This window comes from Burkholderia sp. 22PA0099 (genome assembly GCF_047497165.1).
Taxonomy (GTDB): domain Bacteria; phylum Pseudomonadota; class Gammaproteobacteria; order Burkholderiales; family Burkholderiaceae; genus Burkholderia.
In genome coordinates this window covers 618,623-639,245 of record NZ_CP163165.1, presented here as the reverse complement: position 1 = coordinate 639,245, position 20,623 = coordinate 618,623, and the positions used below count along the sequence as shown (strand labels likewise).

The following is a 20,623-nucleotide window of genomic DNA, read 5'->3' as shown; positions in this document are numbered from 1 at the left end:
CCCGACTCGCGATTATAAATTCCGCACGCCCCGCGTGGCTGCATGCGCCGCACCATCCGCCAACAATGATCTGTTGTCTGAATAAAGAGAAATGCCGCGTGAGATCACGCGGCATTCCGGATTCAGAACCAGTCCGGCAGCGAGCCGGCCTTACTGGCCTTCGCCGAACTTGTCGGCAATCAACCCGAGCAGCGCCGTCATCGCTTCCTGTTCGTCCGGGCCTTCGGTCTCGAGGGTCACCGTGCTGCCGATGCCGGCCGCCAGCATCATGACGCCCATGATGCTTTTCGCGTTGATGCGCCGGCCGTTGCGGGTCATCCAGACTTCCGACTGGAAGTTGCCGGCCAGTTGGGTCAGCTTGGCCGACGCGCGGGCATGCAGCCCCAATTTATTCACGATGGTCGTTTCTTGCTGAAGCATGGTGTTCCGTTCGGGTGGAGACAGCCGGCGCCCTCGCGCCGGCGAAGGGATGCCAAACGGCCGCGCGAGGCGGCCGTCGGCTAATGCGTTTCGGTTTGCGGCTTGGGTTCGGGCGGAATCGGAGCGCACTCGCCGCAGCCCAGGCCGGGACGCGGCGGCGGCGTGCCGGCCGCCACTTCATGAATGCCCTTGGTCGAGCCGGCCAGCGCCTTTTCGACCAGCGTGTCGATCGGCGTGGTGCGATAGCACACCGAACGCACCAGCATCGGCAGATTGACGCCGGCGAGCACGCGCACGCCATCGAGCTTCGCGAGCTGGCCGGCGATGTTGGCCGGTGTCGCGCCATACATGTCGGTCAGCACCAGCACGCCGTTTTCCTCGCGCAGACGCGCGATTTCGGAATGGGCGTACGCCATGACTTGAGTGGGATCGCTGTCCGCCATCACATCGATGGCGCCGATGCGCGCGGGCAGCCCGCCATAGATGTGGGAAATGCACTCCCGCAATGCAGTGGCGAGCGGAGCATGAGCGATGATCAGGATGCCTGCCATGTCAACCTTGCAACAATGTCGGCCCGACCGCCGGACCAGAAGCCACGAGTAGTAGTCCTACCGGGCGTGCGGGCATTGTAGCAGGCCGATTTCGGGGCCACTCCACATTGAAGTGGCCCCGCTAGATCCGGCGGCGGGGGACCTGCGCGGCCGCCGCCGGCAATACTCGGCAATCCTCAGCCGACCAGGCGCTCCAGCGCGTCGACGAACATGCCGGCCACGTCGAAACCGGTCTGCTCCATGATCTCGCGGAAGCAGGTGGGGCTCGTGACGTTGACTTCGGTGAGCCAGTCGCCGATCGCATCGAGCCCGACCAGCAGCAGGCCGCGCGCGGCCAGCACCGGGCCGAGCGCGGCGGCGATCTCGCGGTCGCGCTCGGTCAGCGGCTGCGCCACGCCGATGCCGCCCGCGGCCAGGTTGCCGCGCACTTCATTGCCCTGCGGAATGCGCGCGAGCGAAAACGGCACCGGCTCGCCGCCGATCAGCAGGATGCGCTTGTCGCCGGCCTTGATCTCGGGAATGAACTTCTGAATCATCAGCGAGCGGCGGCCGTCCTCGCCGAGCATCTCGACGATCGAGCCGAGATTCATGCCGTCGGCCTTCACGCGGAACACGCCCATCCCGCCCATCCCGTCGAGCGGCTTGACGATCACGTCGCCATGCTCGGCATGGAACGCGCGCAGCCGCGCGGCGTCGCGCGTGACCAGCGTGGGCGCGACGAACTGCGGGAATTCGCCGATCGCGAGCTTTTCCGAATGATCGCGGATCGCCTGCGGGCGGTTGACGATCTTCGCGCCGGCGCGCTCGGCCACTTCGAGCAGCCAGGTCGACGTCACGTACTCCATGTCGAACGGCGGGTCCTTGCGCATCAGCACCGCGCCGAACGCGGTCAGCGCGCGCGATTCGGGCGCGGCGGCCTCGAACCAGGCATCGCGGTGCAGATCGGCCGGATCACCGACGATCGTCACACGCCGCACGTCGGCCTCGACCGAGCTGCCCGTCCAGGCCAGTTGCTGCGGCTCGCACGCGTAGATCGCGTGGCCGCGGCGCGCGGCCTCGGCCATCATCGAGTAGGTCGTGTCCTTGTAGATCTTGAAGCGATCCAGCGGGTCGGCGATAAAAAGAATGTCCATGCGAATCCTGTGATGTCGGGCGATTGGATCGGCGGCGGCGCCTCAGACCTGAATCGCCTCGGGATCGGTCTTTTCGAGCTCGATCGACGAGGCGAGCAGGCCGAGCCGGGCCACCACGCCGTACATATAGAAGCGGTTCGGCGGTGCGGCGCCGGGCTTCGCGTGCGCGTCGGGCAGCGCGGTGTGCTCGAAACCGAGCGGCACGTAGTGCATGCCGGGCGCGTTGAGGTTCTGGTCGCGCTCGCGCGCCGAGTGGGTGCGGTAGAAGCCGCCCACCACGTAGCGGTCGATCATGTAGACGACCGGCTCGGCCACGTCGTCGCCGATCCGCTCGAACGTATACACGCCTTCCTGCACGATGACGTCGCTCACCGGCAGCCCGGCCTTGGTTTCGGACATCTGCGCGCGTTCGAGCTTGGTCATGCCGCCGATCTCGGAGGCATCGTGCACCGTCATCACGCCACGACCCGCGGTGCCCGCATCGGCCTTCACGACCACGTAGGGCTTCTCGCTGATGCCGTACTCGCGATACTTGCGGGCGATCTTCTTGAGCACCGCGTCGATCGCGTCGGCCAGCGCCTCGCCGCCGTTGCCGGCCTGCCAGTCGATGTCGCCCACATGCGCGAAGTACGGATTCACCATCCACGGATCGACGCCGACCATTTTCGCGAACTTCTTCGCGACGTCGTCGTAGCAGGCGAAGTGCGTCGACTTGCGGCGCACGGCCCAGCCCGCGTGCAGCGGCGGCAGCAGGTATTGCTCGTGCAGGTTTTCGAGCACGTCGGGAATGCCGCCCGACAGATCATTGTTCAGCAGGATCGAGCACGGGTCGAAATTCTTCAGGCCGAGGCGGCGCTGCGAGCGTTCGAGCGGCTCCAGCACGATCTTCTGGCCGTCGGCGAGCGTGATCGGCGTGGTATCCGTCACGCTCGGGTCGAGCGAACCGAAACGCACGTTCAGGCCGGCCTGACGCATGATCGCGGCGAGCCGCGCGACGTTTTCGAGGTAGAACGCATTGCGGGTGGGCAGCTCCGGAATGACCAGCAGGCCTTTCGCATCCGGGCAAATTTTTTCAATCGCGGCCATCGCCGCTTGCACGGCGAGGGGCAGCACTTCTTGCGGCAGATTGTTGAAACTGCCGGGGAACAGATTGGCGTCGACGGGGGCGAGCTTGAAGCCGGCGTTACGCAGATCGACCGAACAGTAGAACGGCGGCGTGTGTTCCTGCCACTCGAGGCGGAACCAGCGTTCGATTGCTGGCGTTGCATCGAGGATCTTCCGCTCCAGCTCGAGCAGCGGACCGTTTAACGCCGTAACGAGATGGGGAACCATGAATCACTCGCGAACAGGAGAAAAAAGATTGTAGAGCAATTACTGCGCCCATTTGGGGATTGTTCCCGGGTTCGCAAGGTTGTCCAGTTCTTTTTCTCGCTATTGACCCGATAGGCGGAAGGGTTTTCCAGCCGGGCCGCGAGGCGCGCGACGCGTGCGAAACAGCAGACGAAAAAAGACCCGCCGGGAAGGCGGGTCGAAGTCGCTGCGCTCATTATGTTGGCCGGGCGGCGTTTCGCGGCGCCGCCCGGCGCATTACCGGTATGTGATTCGATACTTACTCGACGTGTTCGCCGTGCAGAATGATGTCCAGCCCTTCGCGTTCCTCTTCTTCCGTCACGCGCAGGCCCATCACCATGTCGATCACCTTCAGGATGATGAAGGTCACGATGCCGCTGTAGAGCAGCGTGATCAGCACGCCCTTGGCCTGAACCAGCAGGCTGCCGTCGAAGCCGCCGATGTCCTTGACCGCGAACACGCCCGTCAGCAGCGCGCCGAGGATACCGCCCACGCCATGCACGCCGAATGCGTCGAGCGAGTCGTCGTAGCCCAGCTTGACCTTGAGCCACGTGGCCGACCAGAAGCAGACCACGCCCGCGGCGATACCGATCACCAGTGCACCGCCCACGCCGACGAAGCCGGCTGCCGGGGTGATGGCCACCAGGCCCGCAACGGCGCCCGACACGATACCCAGCACCGAGGGCTTGCCCTTGGCGATCCACTCGGCAAACATCCAGCCCAGTGCGGCGCAAGCCGTGGCGACCTGCGTCGTCAGCATCGCGAAGCCGGCACGGCCGTCAGCCGCCACTGCCGAACCTGCGTTGAAGCCGAACCAGCCCACCCACAACATCGAGGCGCCGATCAGCGTCAGGACCAGGTTGTGCGGCGCCATCGCTTCGCGGCCGTAGCCGACGCGCTTGCCGAGCACCAGGGCGCAGACCAGGCCCGCGATACCGGCGTTGATGTGCACCACCGTGCCGCCCGCGAAGTCGAGCACGCCGTCCGTTGCCAGCCAGCCGGTCGGTTCCCAGACCATGTGGGCGATCGGCACGTACACCACCAGCGACCAGATCGTCATGAACACCAGCATCGCCGAGAACTTCATGCGATCGGCGAACGCGCCGCAGATCAGGGCCGGCGTGATGATCGCGAACGTCATCTGGAACACGACATAGACCGATTCCGGAATCGTCGTGGCCAGGTGGCTGACGGTCAGCGTGGTCGCCGTGTCGCCCTTCACGTAGCTCATGCCCGAGAGCAGGACGCGCGAGAAGCCGCCGATGAAGCCATTGCCCGGCGTGAACGCGAGGCTGTAGCCGATCACCGTCCAGAGCACCGTGATCAGCGCGGTGATCGCGAAGCTTTGCATGACCGTGGCGAGCACGTTCTTCTTGCGGACCATGCCGCCGTAGAACAGGGCCAGGCCCGGGATCGTCATGAACAGCACGAGTGCCACCGAGGTCAGCATCCAGGCGGTGTCGCCGGAGTTGATCTTCGAGGAATCCACCGAGACGGGCGCGGTCGGTGCGGCAGGCGCGGCCGGGGCCGAGGCAGCCGAGGCCGGTGCGGCGGCGGCCGCGCTGGCGTCAGGGGCGGCCGAAGCAGCCGGGGCCGGCGCAGGTGCGGCGCTGGCGGCAGGGGCGCTGGCGGCGGCGTCCGAAGCAACGGCAGCCGAGGCTGCGGCGGGCGCGGACGACGCATCGTCGGCCATCGCAGCACCGATGCCGGTCGCGACGAGCGATCCGGCCATCAGCAGTGACATCAAAAGTTTGCGCATCTTAGGTTTCCTCTTGTCGCTTGTCGTTCTGTTTGATTTACAGGGCGTCGGCGCCCGTCTCCCCGGTGCGAATCCGGATAACCTGTTCGATCGGCGTGACGAAAATCTTGCCGTCACCGATCTTCCCCGTGCGGGCTGCCCGCTCGATGGCCTCGACAGCCTGGTCGACGAGATCGTCGGACACTGCTGCCTCGATCTTCATCTTCGGCAGGAAGTCGACGACATATTCGGCGCCGCGATAGAGCTCGGTATGGCCCTTCTGGCGGCCAAAGCCCTTCACCTCCGTCACCGTGATGCCGGAGACGCCGAGCGCGGAGAGCGCTTCGCGCGTCTCATCGAGCTTGAACGGCTTGATGATTGCGGTAATCAGTTTCATGAAGTCCTCTCGCTTTCTGGTTGTCAGGTCGGAGGTCCGACCGAGCGCGTTCCGTAGGTAGCGGGAACACACTCAGCAACTCGCGTGCCAAGTCACCGGCCGAATACGTTTCGGTCACCGAAAAGTCAGGCCCGGGCCGCCTGGAGCCTGCCCGAACGGCCAACATGGCGGCTCATTGCTGGCGTGCGTAATCGAAGGTTGTTAGAGTGCACGGACGTCCGGGGCACCCGGCGCGCCGCAACGGGGCGCACGATGCCCGGAAACGGGCCCACGGCACGCACCAAATCCGCTCATGCATGCATCGTGGGCACGAACGCAACGGAAATTGCACATTTTTTGTGCAGAGAAGGGGAATCCCATGAAGCAACCCAGCGACGTTTTCAATGATCTGCAGTCGCGCGTCAGCGATCTGCTGAAAAACTCGCCGGCCAAGGACGTCGAACGCAACGTGAAGGCCATGCTCACGCAAGGCTTCTCGAAACTCGACCTCGTGACCCGCGAGGAATTCGACACGCAAACCCAAGTCCTGGCCCGCACCCGCGCGCGCCTCGAGGAGCTGGAGCGCCGCGTGGCCGACCTCGAACGCAAGCTCACGGAGCGCCCCTCGGGCCTCTGATCCTCCCGCCGCGGCCCACGCCGCGGCTCCCCGCTGTACCCGCCCGCGCCACGCCGGCAAGCGCGCACCTCAATGGAATCTCCCGCCGGGCGGCCCACCGCCCGCGGGCCTGCTCCTCGGAGTGCCTCATGTCGCTTGCCGTCGTGCGCTCGCGCGCGCCCGCTGCCGGCCGTGCGCCGGAAGTCACCGTCGAAGTCCATCTCGCGAACGGCCTGCCGTCGTTCTCGATCGTCGGCCTGCCCGATCTCGAAGTCCGCGAAAGCCGCGAGCGCGTGCGCGCGGCGCTGCAGAACTGCGGCTTCGATTTCCCGGTCAGGCGCATCACCGTCAACCTGGCGCCAGCCGATCTGCCCAAGGAATCGGGGCGATTCGATCTGCCGATCGCGCTCGGCATCCTCGCCGCGAACGGCGATCTGCCGCCGGCCTCGCTCGACGGGCGCGAATTCGCGGGAGAACTGTCGCTGACGGGCGCGTTGCGGCCGATGCGCGGCGCGTTCGCGATGGCCTGCGGAATCGCACGCGGCGCGCTCGCGTCCGACGGCCCGCTGCCGACGCGCACGCCCGAGCTGTATCTGCCGCTGGCCAGCGCGGCCGAGGCGGCGCTCGCACCGGGCGTAACTGTGTATGGCGCGGCCGATCTGCCGGCGCTCTGCGCGCATCTGAACGGCGCCGCCGACGCGCGCCTGAGCCCGATCGCCGTCTCGCCGCCCGATGCCGCACCCGATGCCACCGCGCCCGATCTGGCCGACGTGGTCGGGCAACAGGGTGCGAAACGCGCGCTCGAAATCGCGGCGGCCGGCGCGCATCACCTGCTGATGATCGGGCCGCCCGGCGCCGGCAAGTCGATGCTGGCCGCGCGCCTGCCGGGCCTGCTGCCGCCGATGACGGACGACGAGGCGCTGACCTCGGCCGCGCTGCTGTCGGCGAGCCGGCTCGGCTTCTCGCCCGCGCAGTGGCGCAGGCGGCCGTTTCGCACGCCGCATCATTCGTCGAGCGCGGCGGCGCTGGTGGGCGGCCGCAATCCGCCGCAACCCGGCGAGATCACGCTCGCGCACCACGGCGTGCTGTTTCTCGACGAACTGCCCGAATTCGACCGCCATGTGCTCGAAATGCTGCGCGAGCCGCTCGAAGCGGGCCGCATCACGATCTCGCGCGTGGCCCTGCAAGCCGATTTCCCCGCCGCCTGCCAACTGGTGGCGGCCATGAACCCGTGCCCGTGCGGCTGGCGCGGCGATCCGTCGGGCCGCTGCCGTTGCACGCCGGATGTGGCCGCGCGCTACCTGCGAAAGTTGTCCGGGCCGCTGATGGATCGCATCGATCTGCAGGTCGCACTGCCGGCGCTCTCCCCGGCCGAACTGGCCGAACGCGGCGTGACGCCGGCCGAGCCGAGCGCGGCCGTGGCGCGGCGTGTGGCCGCAGCCCGCGAGCGCCAGTTGGCTCGCCAGGGCAAGACCAACCAGATGCTCAGTGGCCGCGAAACGGACGCGTTCTGCCGCCTCGATTCCACCGGCGAACGTCTGTTACGCGAGGCGGGCGAGCGCTTCCATTGGTCCGCGCGGGCGTATTACCGGGTACTGAAAGTTGCGCGCACGATCGCCGATCTAGCCGGCGATACCGATCCGGACGCCGCCCAGATCGGCGAGGCAATCCGCTACCGGCGGGCTGTCGAGCTGGTTTGAACCGAAAAAACGGCCTGTCAAGACTTGACTTATACACATTTACCGGAATCGAACGTCGTCGCCGCAACGCATGCGGCGTGCCTGTAAGGGCCGACGCAAGGCATTGAATTGTCAATCGTTTTTTAAGAAGTCAAAAACGATGAAATCCGTTTGAAAGCACGTGGCGCGGGCGGTGTCGGGGCGAGGCGAAGGTTGTCAACAAAGTTATCCACACCCGCTGTGGATAGTGGAAAAGTCCAGGAAAATCCGGCGATTAGCGTGGCTTCCTGCGAGCAGACCTTCAATTCGTCAACAAATTGCGCGGTGCCGCGCATCCTTCAGTCGAGCTTGAACGAGCCGAAGAACGAGTCGAGCACGTCGGCCGGCAGCGGTGCGTCGGCGATCGCGACGGCCTGATAGACATGCGTGCCGCGCGCGACGAGCCGCGCCACCAGCGTCTTGCCGGCTGCCGCGCCCTGCGCGCCCGATGCCGTGCCGGCCGGCTCGCCGTTCACGGTCAGTTCGATGCCCGGCACCGTGCCGCCGGCCGCGAGCGGCACCGTCACCTCGCGCCGGGCCGCGGGCGCATGCAAGTTGCGCGACAGCGCGGCGCGCAGCACGTCGAGCGCCGCCTGCCGGGTGGCCGGGCGCGCATCGGGCAGCATCACCGTGCCGACCGCGAACACCGCGCCGCTCACGTGCGCGGCCTGCATCCGCATCGTCATCGGTGCGCCACCAATGGTGATCTCGCGCGCGTCGAGCATCGGCTTGGCCGGCAGGTCGATCGTGTAGCCGGCGTCGTTGTGAAGCGTGCGCCAGTCGAGCGCCGGCGAGCATGCGGCCACGAGCAGCGCCGCCATTGCGAGCACGGCCGAACGCCGCGCCAGGCGGCGGACCATCGTCATGCGGTGGGTGAAGAAATGGGGGACGGACATGGATCGGCTCAACGGCCATCGGCAAGAGGAAGCATCGAGCCGCCATTATCGTCGTCCGGCGCGGCCTCGCGCCCCGAAATGCCCGGCATAAGCGAACGATGCCCAAGCCGCGCCGCCGCTGCCCGGAAGCCGCGCCGGCCGTGCCATTGCGGGTATCGAGCCGAGCACCCTCCGCAACCGCTGGGGCGCCCACGCCTACCGATATCCGTCATGTTTTGAGGCTACAATGATCGCCGCCGTGCGCCTGTGCCGCGCGGCCCCGCAGTCTTCCGAGGTACCGACGATGAGCCAAGCCCCCGTTTCCCCCCGCCGCGCGAGCCCGCTGCGCTATGTCGCGATCGCGGCCGTCGCCGTGGCGATCGCCGTGGCCGGCTACTTCGCCCTGAACGGCAAGTCGAGCGTGCCGGACGCCACGTTCACGCTGCTGTCGGGCCAGAAGGTCTCCACCGGCGCGGATCTGAAGGGCAAGGTCTACCTCGTCAACTTCTGGGCAACCAGTTGCGAGACCTGCATGAAGGAAATGCCGCAGATGGTCGACACGTACAAGCGCTTCAAGGACCAGGGCCTCGAATTCGTCGCGGTGGCGATGAACTACGATTCGCCGGTGTACGTCTCGAACTACGTCAAGACGCGCCAGTTGCCGTTCAAGGTTGCGTTCGACGACGGCTCGCTCGCCAAGCAGTTCGGCAACGTCCAGCTCACGCCCACCACCTTCGTGGTCGACAAGGACGGCAAGATCCTGAAGCGCTACGTCGGCGAGCCGCAATTCGCGGAACTCGACCAACTGCTGCAAAAGGCGCTCGGCAACAGCAACGCCTGAGCGAACGCTCCACCCGGTTCGGCAACAAGCCGGCCGCGCCTTGCAGGCGCCGCCGGCTTTTTTGTTGCCCCTGACCCCGATCACCGAGCTCGCCCCGGTTCAGCGCTCGCTGTCGCCCTTGGTCGACAAACCGTAGCGCTTGATCTTCTCGTAGAGCGTGGCCTTGCCCAAATGCAGCCGGTCGGCCGTGGCGGCCACCGCGCCGCCTGTTTGCGTCAGCGTGTCGGCGATCACGGCGCGCTCGAACTGCTCGACGCGCTCCTTCAGCGACTGCTCGCCGCCCGCCACGTCGCGCGCCTCGGCTGCGCCGCCCGTCTCCAGCACGCCCTCGGTCACGCCCAGCACGAAGCGGTCGGCCGCGTTGCGCAACTCGCGCACGTTGCCGGGCCAGTCGCGCTGCATCAGCCCTTCGCGCTGCCGGTCGGTCAGGTGCGGCGCGGGCCGGCCGTAGCGCACGGCGGCATCCAGCATGAAGTGCTCGAACAGCGGCACGATGTCCTCGCGACGCTCGCCCAGCGGCGGCAGCGCGATGGTCACCACGTTCAGGCGATACAGCAAGTCCTGCCGAAACGTGCCGGCCGCCACATGCTCGCTCATGTCGCCCTTGGCGGCGGCCACCACGCGGCAGTTCACGCGAATCGGCTGGTTCGCGCCGAGCCGCTCCAGCACGCCATCCTGCAACACGCGCAGCAGCTTGACCTGCAACGCCAGCGGCATGCTCTCGATCTCGTCGAGAAACAGCGTGCCGCCCGATGCGTATTCGAGCTTGCCGATCCGCCGCTTGGCCGCGCCCGTGAACGCACCCGGCTCGTAGCCGAACATCTCCGATTCGAACATCGGCTCGGGCAGCGCGCCGCAATTGACGGCGATGAACGGCTTGTCGCGGCGCGGCGACATTTCGTGCAGGCTGCGCGCGATCAGCTCCTTGCCGGCGCCGGTGTCGCCGTTGATCAGTACCGAGGCGTCGGTGGGTGCGACGTTCGCGATCAGCCGGCGCACCTGCTCGATGGCCGGGCTGCGGCCGATGATGCGCGGCGCGACCACGCCCTGCACCGCCAGCTCGCGGCGCAGCGCCAGGTTCTCCAGCACCAGCTCGCGCCGTTCGAGCGCACGGCGCACCGTCTCGACCAGACGCTCGGCCGGAAACGGCTTCTCGATGAAATCGTAGGCGCCGTCGCGCATCGCCTGCACGGCCATGGTGATGTCGCCGTGGCCGGTGACGAGGATCACCGGCACGTCCGTCGCGCGCTCGCGGCATTGCGCGAGCAGTTCGAGGCCGCTCGCGCCGGGCAGGCGGATGTCGGACACCACCACGCCCACGCGCTCGCCGAGGATCGCCTTCTCGGCCGCTTCGGCCGAGCCGAACCCGGTCACGTCGAACCCGGCCAGTTGCAGGCTCTGCACGGCCGCGCGACGCACGAGTTCGTCGTCTTCGATATAGATAACCTGGAGGCGGTTCGCCATGTGTGTCACCCGATGTGAATCGATATTGCGGACGGCGCCGCGCTAGCGGCCGACGGCGAAAGCCTGCGGATGATGCGTGCGGGCGCGGCGCAGCGTCAAGACGAACACCGCGCCGCCTTCGGGCGCGTTGCGCGCGACCAGCGCGCCGCCGGCATCGCTCGCGATCGACGAGGAAATCGCCAGGCCCAGGCCCAGGCCGCGCCCCATTTCCTTGGTGGTGAAGAACGGCTCGAACAGGCGCGGCAGCAGTTCGGGCGGCACGCCGGGGCCGTTGTCGGCCACCGTGATCGCGATGCTGCCCGCCGACGCCTCGATCAGCACCGCGATGCGCGGCGACGGCACGCCGGCCACCGCGTCGAGCGCGTTGCCGAGCAGGTTGATCAGGATCTGTTCGAGGCGCAAGTCCTCGCAGATCGCGATCAGGTCGGGATATTCGAGCGCGGGATCGAAGCGGCCGTCCTGGCCGGGATGCATCGCGTCGTCGATTTGCACGTCGAGCGTCACCGCCTGCAGGCGCTCGCGCAGCAGCGACGCGACGTTGCCGAGCGCCCGCGACACCAGCGCGCGCTCGTTGCGCGGCCGCGCGCGGCCGACGAACAGCTTGAGCTGATTGGTGATCTTGCCCATCCGCTCGGTCAGCGAGGCGATCGCTTCGAGGTTCTCGCGCGCCGCGCCCTGCTCGCCGCGGTCGAGCAGCACGCGCGTGTTGTCGGAGAAGCTGCGCAGCGCCGCGAGCGGCTGGTTCAGTTCGTGCGTGATGCCGGCCGCCATCTGGCCGAGCGCGGCGAGCTTGCTGGCCTGCACCAGTTCGTCGTGCGCCGCGCGCAGTTCGAGCTCGGCGCGGATCCGGTCGCCCACTTCCTTCTGCAATTGTTCGTTGGCCTGCGACAGATCGGCGGTGCGTTCGGCCACGCGCTGATTCAGTTCGGCATAGGCGTTCTGCAACAGCGCGCGGCCCCGGATCATTTCGTTGACGCGCGCGCGGCGCATGCGCCAGTAGAACGCCAGCAGGCACAGCGAGATGAAGCCGAACGCCGTCACCACGGTGGCGTTGCGCGCATCGGTGTCGACCGGCTCGATCGGCGCGAGCGTGACCAGTTGCCAATCGGGTTCGCCGAGCCGGCGCTGCGTGGCGAGGTAACGCGGCGCGCGCAGGCCCTTGCCGATCCGCACGATCTCGGCGTCGCTGCCGAGCACCTTCTCCACTCGGATCGGCACCGGCGTGACGGGCTGCTGCGCGTACTGGCGCGTGGCGAAAATGGAATCGGCCACCGAGCCGGTCAGCGGCTTGAGCGTGTGGTATTTCCAGGCCGGCACCGAGGACAGGAAGATCACGCCGTGATCGTCGGCCACCACCAGCGGCTCGGACGCATCGGCGCCCTGGAACCATTCGAGGTTGAGCTTGACCACGGCCACGCCGACGATGCGCCCGTTGCGGCGCACCGGTTGCGAGATGTAGTAGCCGGGATCGTGCGATACCGTGCCGATGCCGAAGAAGCGGCCCACGCCGCCCTTGATCGCATCGAGGAAATACGGCCGGAACCGGTATTCGGCACCGACGAAGCTGTCCGGGTCGCGCCAGTTGCTGGCGGCCACGCAATGCCCGTCCGCACCGATGATGTAGATCGTGGTGGCGTGGGCGTGGTGATTGAGGTCGTCGAGGTAGCGGTTGGCGCGCTCGACATAGCCGGGAATGTTCGCGTTGGCCAGCACGTCCTGCACGAACGGGTGGCCACCGAGCAGGTACGGCAGCGATTCGTAGCGATCGAGCGTGCTCTTGAGCGCGCTCGTGGTGCGATCGACGCGCACCGCCGCGTTGCGGCGCAGATCGTCGACGCCGCGCTGCCAGGTGATCGTCCAGGTCAGCGCGCAGGCGGCGGCCAGCAGCGCGACGAGCACGAGCAGAACGAGCAGGCGGCGCTTCACGTTCGCGATTTCCGGAAAATGGGAATCGCCTATTGTGGCATAGCCGCCCGGCCCAAATGCGGCGGGGCCGGCCCCGCCGCGCGCCGAAGCGCCGCCGGAACCGGCCCCGCCGGGCAGCGGCGGCTGTTCGCGCGCCGCTGCGTCATGCTTCATCTCAAACCTTCGCGGTGGTGTCGCCGACCGACACTTCGCCGTTCAGCGCCGCACGCAGCTTGTTGCGGTCGAGTTCCTTTTCCCAGGCCGACACGACGATCGTGGCGACGCCGTTGCCGACGATGTTCGTCAGCGCGCGGCACTCGCTCATGAAGCGGTCGATACCGAGGATCAGCACCATGCCCGACAGCGGGATGGTCGGCACCACGGCCAGCGTCGCCGCCAGCGTGATGAAGCCCGCGCCCGTCACGCCGCTCGCGCCCTTCGAGGTCAGCATCGCGACCGCCAGCAGCGTGAGCTGCTGCATCCAGGTCAGTTCGATGTTGGTCGCCTGGGCGATGAACAGCACGGCCATCGTCATGTAGATGTTGGTGCCGTCGAGGTTGAACGAGTAGCCGGTCGGAACCACCAGGCCCACCACCGAACGCGAGCAGCCGGCCTTCTCGAGCTTCTCCATCAGTTGCGGCAGCGCCGCTTCCGACGAGCTCGTACCGAGCACGATCAGCATCTCTTCCTTGATGTACGCAACGAAGCGCAGCACCGAGAAGCCCGTGAAGCGGGCCACCGCGCCGAGCACCACCACCACGAACACCACGGAGGTCAGGTAGAACGTGCCGATCAGCTTGAGCAGCGGCACCAGCGAACCCACGCCGTACTTGCCGATGGTGAACGCCATCGCGCCGAACGCGCCGATCGGGGCGAGCTTGGTGACGATGTGGACGATGCCGAACAGCACGCGGCTGGTGCCTTCGATGAAGTCCGTGACCGCCTTGCCGCGTTCGCCGAGATTCGCGAGCACGCTGCCGAACAGCAGCGCGATCAGCAGGATCTGCAGGATTTCGCCCTGGCCGAATGCGTCGAACATCGTGTTCGGGATGATGTGCATCAGGAAGTCGACGGTCGACTGGCCGTGCGCCTTGGCGGCGTACGACGCCACTTCCTTGCCGTTCAGCGTGGCCGGGTCGATGTTGAAGCCCGCGCCCGGACGCAGCAGGTGCGTGGCGGCGAGGCCGAGCACGAGCGCGAACGTGGAGACGATCTCGAAGTAGAGCAGCGCCTTGCCGCCGACGCGACCGACCTTCTTCATGTCCTGCATGCCGGCGATGCCGCTCACGACGGTACAGAAGATGATCGGGCCGATGACCATCTTGATCAGCTTGATGAAGCCGTCGCCGAGCGGCTTCATGTCGATCGCGAGGGATGGGTAGTAGTGACCGAGGATCACGCCGACGACGATGGCGAAGATCACCTGCACGTAGAGCACTTTGTAGAACGGTTTCTTCTTCACGATGAGTCCAGTTTCCAGAAGGGGAAGTGAGCCTTGAGAATCGGCATCACGCGCGCGGGTGAGCGTCAGGGGAAGCCATGAGCCCGCGCGGCGGCCGCGTCGCAACAAGCAACGGCCTTAGACCATCCGGGGGAAAGGAATTGGGTGGGGCACCATCGATTGTCTCCTTGCTGCTGTCGTTGTCCGGCCAAGGCTGGCCTTGTGGCAGATATACGCAAGCTCGATGCCAGGGTGCTAAACAAGCTTAGGCCGTTGATTCGTTTATGTTTTTATGAATCGGCTGGCGCGCGGGAATCCGGGTTTCCGGAAATCCGGAAAGCGGAGCGTCCGGCAATCCGGACGAGTGGGGAGAATTGTGTCGGGGGGAGAAGGAATCGAAGGGAGGGAGCCGCCGCCAGGCGGCTCCGAATGTGCGGCGGCGCCTCAGTGTTTACCCAAGCCGATATACCGCGCCAGATGATGATCCTCGTCCCCCAGTTGATGATCGATCATCACGAGCCGCTTCGCGTAATGCGCGAGCGGCAGTTCCCAGGTCATGCCGATCCCGCCGTGCAGCTGGATCGCCTCCTCGGCGACGCGCGTGCCGGTGCGGCCGACCGTGAGCTTGGCGGCCGACAGCGCGCGCTCGCGCGTCACGCGTGGCGCATCGAGCGCCGCCGCCGCGTTGATCACGGCCGAGCGCGCCTGCTCGATTTCGAGCAGCAGGTCAGCCACGCGATGCTGCAAAGCCTGGAAGCCGCCGATCGGCATGCCGAACTGCTGGCGCGTGCGCAGGTATTCGATGGTCTGCGCCTTGACCACGTCCATCGCGCCCACCGCCTCGGCACCGAGCGCGAGCAGGCCGAGGCCGGTCACGTGTTCGAGCAGCGCGGCGCCGTCGCCGGACAGGCGCGCCGCGGCGTCGAGCGTCACGCCGTCGAGCCGCAGTTCGGCCGCGCGGCCGCCGTCGATGCGCGCGATGTCGCGCACGCTCACGCCGGCCGCCTCGCGCGGCACCACGAACAGCGCGAGGCCGGCCGCGTCGTCGTCGGCGCCATCGAGACGCGCCGACACCACGAAGAACGCCGCCTGCGCGCCATGCTCGACCACCGCCTTCGCGCCGTCGAGCCGCCAGCCGTCGCCGTGCGCGGCGGCCCGCGTGCGCACAAGGTGCGGCTCGTAGTGGCCATCCGGCTCGCCGTGCGCGAACGCGGCGCTCGCGCTGCCGTCGATCAGCGCCGCGAGCCGCTCGCGCTGCGCCGCGCCGCCGCCGGCCGCGATCGCCCGGCCGGCCATCAGCGCGCCGAGGAACGGCTCGACCACCAGCCCGCGCCCGAGGCATTCGAACACCACGGCGATGTCGAAGCCCGCGCCGCCGAAGCCGCCGTCGGCCTCGGCGAACAGCGCGCCGATCACGCCGAGTTCGGCGAAGCGCCGCCACAGCTCGTCGCTGTAGCCGGCCTCGGAGCGCGCGATGCGGTCGCGCACCGGAAATGCATATTGCTCGTCGATGAAGCGATTCAGCGAATCGGCCAGCATCCGGCGATCGTCGCTATGCGTGAAATCCATGGGACCTCCGTGTCCGTTACAGTCCGACGATCGTCTTGGCGACGATGTTCTTCTGAATCTCGTTCGAGCCGCCGTAGATCGACAGCTTGCGGTTGTTGAAATACTGCGCGGCGGCGCTCGCCGCCTCGGGCGGACCGAGCGGTTCGGCCTCGTCGGCTTCCAGCGCCGCGTCGGGGAACGGAATCGCGTACGGCCCCATCGCGCGCCGCATCAGCGACGAAATCTCCTGGCGGATCTCGGTGCCGCGAATCTTCAGCATCGAGCTTTCCGCGCCCGGCGCACCGCCGCCCGCCACGGCCGCCAGCACGCGCAGGTTGGTGGTCTTCATGTTCTCGAGTTCGATCTCGACGCGCGCGAACCGCGCGGCGAACAGCGGATCGTCGGCGAGCGGGCGGCCGCCCTTGATGCGCGTCGCGGCCACGGCGCGCAGGCGCTCCAGCGCGGCCACCGAGAAGCCCACGCCGGCGATGTTGGTGCGCTCGTACGTGAGCAGGAATTTCGCGTAGGTCCAGCCGCGGTTTTCCTCGCCGACGAGGTTCTCGACCGGCACCCGCACGTCGGTGAAGAACACCTCGTTGACCTCGTGCTCGCCGTCGAGCAGCACGATCGGCCGCACTTCCACACCGGGCGTGTTCATGTCGATCAGCAGGAAGCTGATGCCCTCCTGCTTCCGCACGTCGGTGGCGGTGCGCACGAGGCAGAAGATCATGTTCGCGTAGTGGCCGAGCGTGGTCCAGGCCTTCTGGCCGTTGACGACGTAGTGATCGCCGTCGCGCACGGCGCTGGTTCGCAACGACGCCAGATCGGAGCCGGCACCCGGCTCGGAATAGCCCTGGCACCACCAGTCGGAGCCGTCGAGAATGCGCGGCAGCCAGTGGCGCTTCTGCGCCTCGCTGCCGTACTTGATCAGCACCGGGCCGAGCATGTTGACGCCGAACGGCACGATGCGCGGCGCGCCGGCGATCGCGCATTCGTTGTCGAACAGGAACTTCTGCGCGACGCTCCAGCCGGGGCCGCCGTACTCGCGCGGCCAGTGGCTGGCCAGCCAGCCCTTGCCGTGCAGGATCGCGTGCCAGCGCGCCATGTCGTCGCGCGTCAGGCGCCGCCCGCCATTGACCTTGTCCGACAGCTCGGGCGGCAGCGCGTCGGCCAGGAAGCGCCGCACCTCGGCGCGGAACGCTTCTTCTTCGGGGGAGAAATCGAGGTTCATCGGGTTGTCTCCGGTGAGGCGAAATGCAGGGGGAAGGCCGGCGTTCGGCCGGCCCGGTTCAAGCTTTCGAATTCAGGCTCTCGAATTCAGGCTCTCGAAGCGCGCGCCGCGTTCGGCCAGCTCGACCAGCAGCGGCGACGGCTTCCAGAACGCCGGATCTTCCTCGGCGTAGCGGCGAATATCGGCCAGCACCGTGTCGAGGCCGAGCGTGTCGGCGTAATGGAGCGGGCCGCCGCGATGACGCGGAAAGCCGTAGCCGTGCACCAGCACCACGTCGATATCGAGCGGGCGCAACGCGATGCCCTCGTGCAGCACGTTGGCGGCCTCGTTGATCATCGCGGCCAGATAGCGGCGCACGATCTCGTCGTCGCTGAACTCACGCGGCACGATGCCCTTGGCCGCGCGCGCGTCGGCCACGATCTGCTCGACCTCGGGATCGGGCTGGCCGGTGCGCGCGCCGTCCGGGTAGCGATAGAAGCCGCGCTGCGTCTTCTGCCCGAACCAGCCGCGCTCGCACAGCCGGTCGGCGATCGCCACGTAGCGCAGCGCCGGATCGCGCGTGGCCGCGCGACGCTTGCGGGTGGCCCAGCCGATGTCGCCGCCGGCCAGATCGATGACCTGGTACGGCCCCATCGGAAAGCCGAATTCGCGGATCGCGCGGTCGATCTGGTACGGCGACGCGCCATCTTCCATGACGAGGTCGGCTGCGCCGCGATACACGGCCAGCAGCCGGTTGCCGATGAAGCCGTCGCACACGCCCGCGCGCACCGCCACCTTGCGCAGCCGCTTCGCGAACGCGAACGCGGTGGCTACCACGTCCGGGCGAACCTGCGCGGGCACCACGATTTCGAGCAGCTTCATGACGTTGGCCGGAGAGAAGAAATGCAGGCCGATCACGTCGCCGGCGCGCTCGCCCGCGCTGGCGGCGATCGCGTCGATGTCGAGATACGACGTGTTGGTGGCCAGCACCGCGCCCGGCTTCGTGACTTGCGCCAGTTCCTCGAACACGGCCTGCTTGACGGCCAGGTCCTCGAACACGGCCTCGATCACGAGATCGACATCGGCCAGCGCGTCGTACACGGTGCTGCCGCTCAGGCGCGCGAGCCGTTCGTCGCGCGCGGCATCGGTGAGCCGCCCCTTCGCGACCAGCGCGTCGTACACCTTAGCCACGCGCGCGCGGCCCTGCGCGAGCGCCCGGTCGTCGCGCTCGATCATGACCACGGGCAGCCCCGCGTCGAGCACGGCCACGGCGATGCCCGCGCCCATCGTGCCGCCGCCGATCACGCCCGCGCGTTCGATCGGGCGCACCGCCGCGTCGCGCGCGCCCGGCACCTTGGCCACCTCGCGCTCGGCGAAGAACGCGTGAACCAGGCCCGCGCGCTGCGGGCTGTCGAGACAGGCCAGGAACAGTTGCCGCTCGCGCGCCATGCCCTCGTCGAACGGCAGCGTCAGTGCCGCTTCCACAGCCTCGACGATGCGTTGCGGTGAGAACAGCCCGTTCGCACGCTTGCCCAGCTCGGCGCGCGCCGCGTCGATCGCGGCCTGCGCGGCGGCGCGATCGGCCAGGCCGTCGGCGTCGCGCGTGCGACGCACCGGCGCACGGCTCGCGAGCAGCGCCTGGGCATACGCCAGCCCTTCGGCCAGCGTGTCGTCGCTGACCGCGAGCCGGTCGACGAGGCCCATCACGTAAGCGGCCGGCGCATCGACACAGCGCCCGCTCAACATCAAATCGAGCGCCGCCGCGGCACCGATCAGGCGCGGCGTGCGCTGCGTGCCGCCCGCGCCGGGCAACAGGCCGAGCAGCACTTCGGGCAGGCCGAGCAGCGCGCCCGGCAGCGCGATCCGGTAATGCGCGGCCAGCGCCACTTCGAGCCCGCCGCCGAGCGTCGCGCCGTGCAGCGCGGCGATCACCGGCTTGGCGCTGTTCTCGATGCGGCCGCACACGTCGGGCAGCGCGGGCGGCTGCGGCGGCTTGCCGAATTCGCGGATATCCGCGCCGGCGATGAAGTTGCGGCCCGCGCCGACCAGCAGCACCGCCTCCACGGCGTCGTCGCCCGCGGCCGCCTCGATGGCGTCGAGCAGGCCGCGCCGCACTTCGGTGGACAGGGCGTTGACAGGCGGGTGATCGAGCGTGACGACGAGCACGGCGTCGCGGCGCTCGCGCGTCACGGTGCCGGTGGGGGAAGCCGAAGCGGCGGCGGAGGGATTCGAATCGGTCATCGCGTCTCCTGAGTAGTGACCTGCGGGCCGGCGAGCGGCCCGACAGTCGTGTTGGGATTCTCGATTGATCGAGTCGAATTGACAATTCCCAGTTCCCTTTACAAGCTGTCAAATATCTTTTGACAATTCCCCTCACATCGGACCCCGCCATGGACATCAACGCGTTGACGCTGCTCGTCGAGATCCTCGACGCCGGCAACCTCAGCAACGCCGCGCGACGGCTCAAGATGAGCCGCGCCAACGTCAGCTACCGGCTCAACCAGCTCGAGAAATCGGTCGGCCTGCAATTGGTGCGGCGCACCACGCGGCGCATCGAGCCGACCGAAGTGGCGTTGCGGCTGGTCGAGCACGGCCGGCGCATCCAGCACGAGCTGCTGGCCGCGCAGGAAACCGTGGCCACGCTCGGGCAGGCGCTGCAGGGGCGCGTGCGGCTGTCGGTGCCGAGCGGCTATGGGCAGATCGTGATGTCCGACTGGCTGATCGCGTTCAAGCGGCAATACCCGGGCATCGTGCTCGACGTGGTGTTCGAGAATCGCGTGGAGGATTTGCTGCGCGACGAGGTGGATATCGCCGTGCGCGTGATGGCCGAGCCGCCGCAGAACCTCGTCGCGCGCGACATGGGCGCGGTGCGCTACGTCGCCTGCGCGTCGCCCGGGTTCGCGGCCGCGCACGGCATGCCGGCCACGCTCGACGCGCTGGCCGGCGCGCCGCTGATCACCGCCACCGTGCTCGGGCGGCAGTTGCGGATCGCGGCCTACCTCGGCGCCGAGCGTCACGAGGTGCTGCTCGCGCCGACGCTGATCTCCGAGAACTTCCTGTTCCTGCGGCAAGCCGTGCTGGCCGGGCTCGGCGTGGGCATCGTGCCCGACTACGTGATCCAGGACGATCTGCGGCGCGGCGCCGTGGTGACCACGCTCGACGCGTACCGACTCAGCATCTTCGGCACGCGCATGGCGATGCTCTACATGCCGAACCGGCACCACACGCGCGCGACCTCGACGTTCATCGATTTCATCCTCGACGCGGCGCGGCAATCGGGGCGCGTGGCGGAGTGAGGCGCGGCGGCGCGGTGGCACGGCACGATTCGAGGGATTCGACGAATGACAGGCGGGTGGGCAGGCAGCGACAATAGCCGGCCCGCGAGCGGCGCCCGATCCGCAATCGACCGGCGCGCGAGCGGGCCGCGCCGCGCGACG

General features: G+C 67.9%; 17 protein-coding genes. 4 read left to right on the top strand and 13 right to left on the bottom strand.

Annotated features, from left to right (window positions below; translation table 11 throughout):
- Positions 1-150: 150 nt before the first annotated feature.
- From AB4851_RS18115 to AB4851_RS18090, 6 genes are all read right to left on the bottom strand, one after another.
- A complete protein-coding gene (locus tag AB4851_RS18115) occupies positions 151-420 on the bottom strand; it encodes an HPr family phosphocarrier protein (protein ID WP_414443166.1) in 270 nt (89 codons plus the stop codon).
- A gap of 80 nt (positions 421-500) precedes the next feature.
- Complete coding sequence (locus tag AB4851_RS18110) at positions 501-971, bottom strand: PTS sugar transporter subunit IIA (RefSeq protein WP_414443167.1); 471 nt, start codon at positions 969-971, stop codon at positions 501-503.
- A 176-nt stretch (positions 972-1,147) separates the two neighbouring features.
- Positions 1,148-2,104, bottom strand: coding sequence for a glutathione synthase (gene gshB / locus AB4851_RS18105; protein WP_414443168.1), 957 nt, complete (start codon positions 2,102-2,104; stop codon positions 1,148-1,150).
- Between the two features lie 42 nt (positions 2,105-2,146).
- Positions 2,147-3,436, bottom strand: coding sequence for a glutamate--cysteine ligase (gene gshA / locus AB4851_RS18100; RefSeq protein WP_414443169.1), 1,290 nt, complete (start codon positions 3,434-3,436; stop codon positions 2,147-2,149).
- Positions 3,437-3,713: 277 nt separating this feature from the next.
- On the bottom strand, positions 3,714-5,213 hold the full coding sequence (locus AB4851_RS18095) for an ammonium transporter (protein ID WP_414443170.1): 1,500 nt from the start codon (positions 5,211-5,213) through the stop codon (positions 3,714-3,716).
- 37 nt (positions 5,214-5,250) lie between these two features.
- On the bottom strand, positions 5,251-5,589 hold the full coding sequence (locus tag AB4851_RS18090; RefSeq protein ID WP_006398175.1) for a P-II family nitrogen regulator: 339 nt from the start codon (positions 5,587-5,589) through the stop codon (positions 5,251-5,253).
- Positions 5,590-5,947: 358 nt separating this feature from the next.
- Between AB4851_RS18090 and AB4851_RS18085 the strand changes: the two genes are divergently transcribed.
- Together AB4851_RS18085 and AB4851_RS18080 are read left to right on the top strand one after the other, a co-directional pair.
- Positions 5,948-6,205 carry an accessory factor UbiK family protein gene (locus AB4851_RS18085; protein ID WP_206131574.1) on the top strand — a complete coding sequence of 86 codons (258 nt, stop codon included), beginning with the start codon at positions 5,948-5,950 and terminating at the stop codon, positions 6,203-6,205.
- A 128-nt stretch (positions 6,206-6,333) separates the two neighbouring features.
- A complete protein-coding gene (locus AB4851_RS18080) occupies positions 6,334-7,884 on the top strand; it encodes a YifB family Mg chelatase-like AAA ATPase (RefSeq protein ID WP_414450934.1) in 1,551 nt (516 codons plus the stop codon).
- A gap of 317 nt (positions 7,885-8,201) precedes the next feature.
- On the opposite strand, the gene AB4851_RS18075 is transcribed toward AB4851_RS18080, so the two are convergent.
- Complete coding sequence (locus AB4851_RS18075) at positions 8,202-8,798, bottom strand: hypothetical protein (protein WP_414450933.1); 597 nt, start codon at positions 8,796-8,798, stop codon at positions 8,202-8,204.
- A 283-nt stretch (positions 8,799-9,081) separates the two neighbouring features.
- Between AB4851_RS18075 and AB4851_RS18070 the strand changes: the two genes are divergently transcribed.
- Positions 9,082-9,618: a TlpA disulfide reductase family protein gene (locus AB4851_RS18070; RefSeq protein ID WP_414450932.1), complete on the top strand. Its 537-nt coding sequence runs from the start codon at positions 9,082-9,084 to the stop codon at positions 9,616-9,618.
- 99 nt (positions 9,619-9,717) lie between these two features.
- Here the strand turns inward: AB4851_RS18070 and AB4851_RS18065 are convergent, their stop codons facing one another.
- From AB4851_RS18065 to AB4851_RS18040, 6 genes are all read right to left on the bottom strand, one after another.
- Positions 9,718-11,082: a sigma-54-dependent transcriptional regulator gene (locus AB4851_RS18065; RefSeq protein ID WP_414450931.1), complete on the bottom strand. Its 1,365-nt coding sequence runs from the start codon at positions 11,080-11,082 to the stop codon at positions 9,718-9,720.
- A gap of 42 nt (positions 11,083-11,124) precedes the next feature.
- Positions 11,125-13,161, bottom strand: a complete 2,037-nt coding sequence (locus tag AB4851_RS18060; protein ID WP_414450930.1) for a sensor histidine kinase — start codon at positions 13,159-13,161, stop codon at positions 11,125-11,127.
- A gap of 1 nt (position 13,162) precedes the next feature.
- Positions 13,163-14,449, bottom strand: a complete 1,287-nt coding sequence (locus tag AB4851_RS18055; protein WP_414443176.1) for a dicarboxylate/amino acid:cation symporter — start codon at positions 14,447-14,449, stop codon at positions 13,163-13,165.
- Positions 14,450-14,872: 423 nt separating this feature from the next.
- Positions 14,873-15,997 (bottom strand): acyl-CoA dehydrogenase family protein, encoded by a 1,125-nt coding sequence (locus tag AB4851_RS18050; RefSeq protein WP_414450929.1) that lies wholly within the window; start codon positions 15,995-15,997, stop codon positions 14,873-14,875.
- A 16-nt stretch (positions 15,998-16,013) separates the two neighbouring features.
- Complete coding sequence (locus AB4851_RS18045) at positions 16,014-17,207, bottom strand: acyl-CoA dehydrogenase family protein (RefSeq protein WP_414450928.1); 1,194 nt, start codon at positions 17,205-17,207, stop codon at positions 16,014-16,016.
- Positions 17,208-17,279: 72 nt separating this feature from the next.
- On the bottom strand, positions 17,280-19,427 hold the full coding sequence (locus AB4851_RS18040) for a 3-hydroxyacyl-CoA dehydrogenase NAD-binding domain-containing protein (protein WP_414450927.1): 2,148 nt from the start codon (positions 19,425-19,427) through the stop codon (positions 17,280-17,282).
- Between the two features lie 149 nt (positions 19,428-19,576).
- Between AB4851_RS18040 and AB4851_RS18035 the strand changes: the two genes are divergently transcribed.
- Complete coding sequence (locus tag AB4851_RS18035) at positions 19,577-20,482, top strand: LysR family transcriptional regulator (RefSeq protein ID WP_414450926.1); 906 nt, start codon at positions 19,577-19,579, stop codon at positions 20,480-20,482.
- The last annotated feature ends 141 nt before the right edge of the window (positions 20,483-20,623 follow it).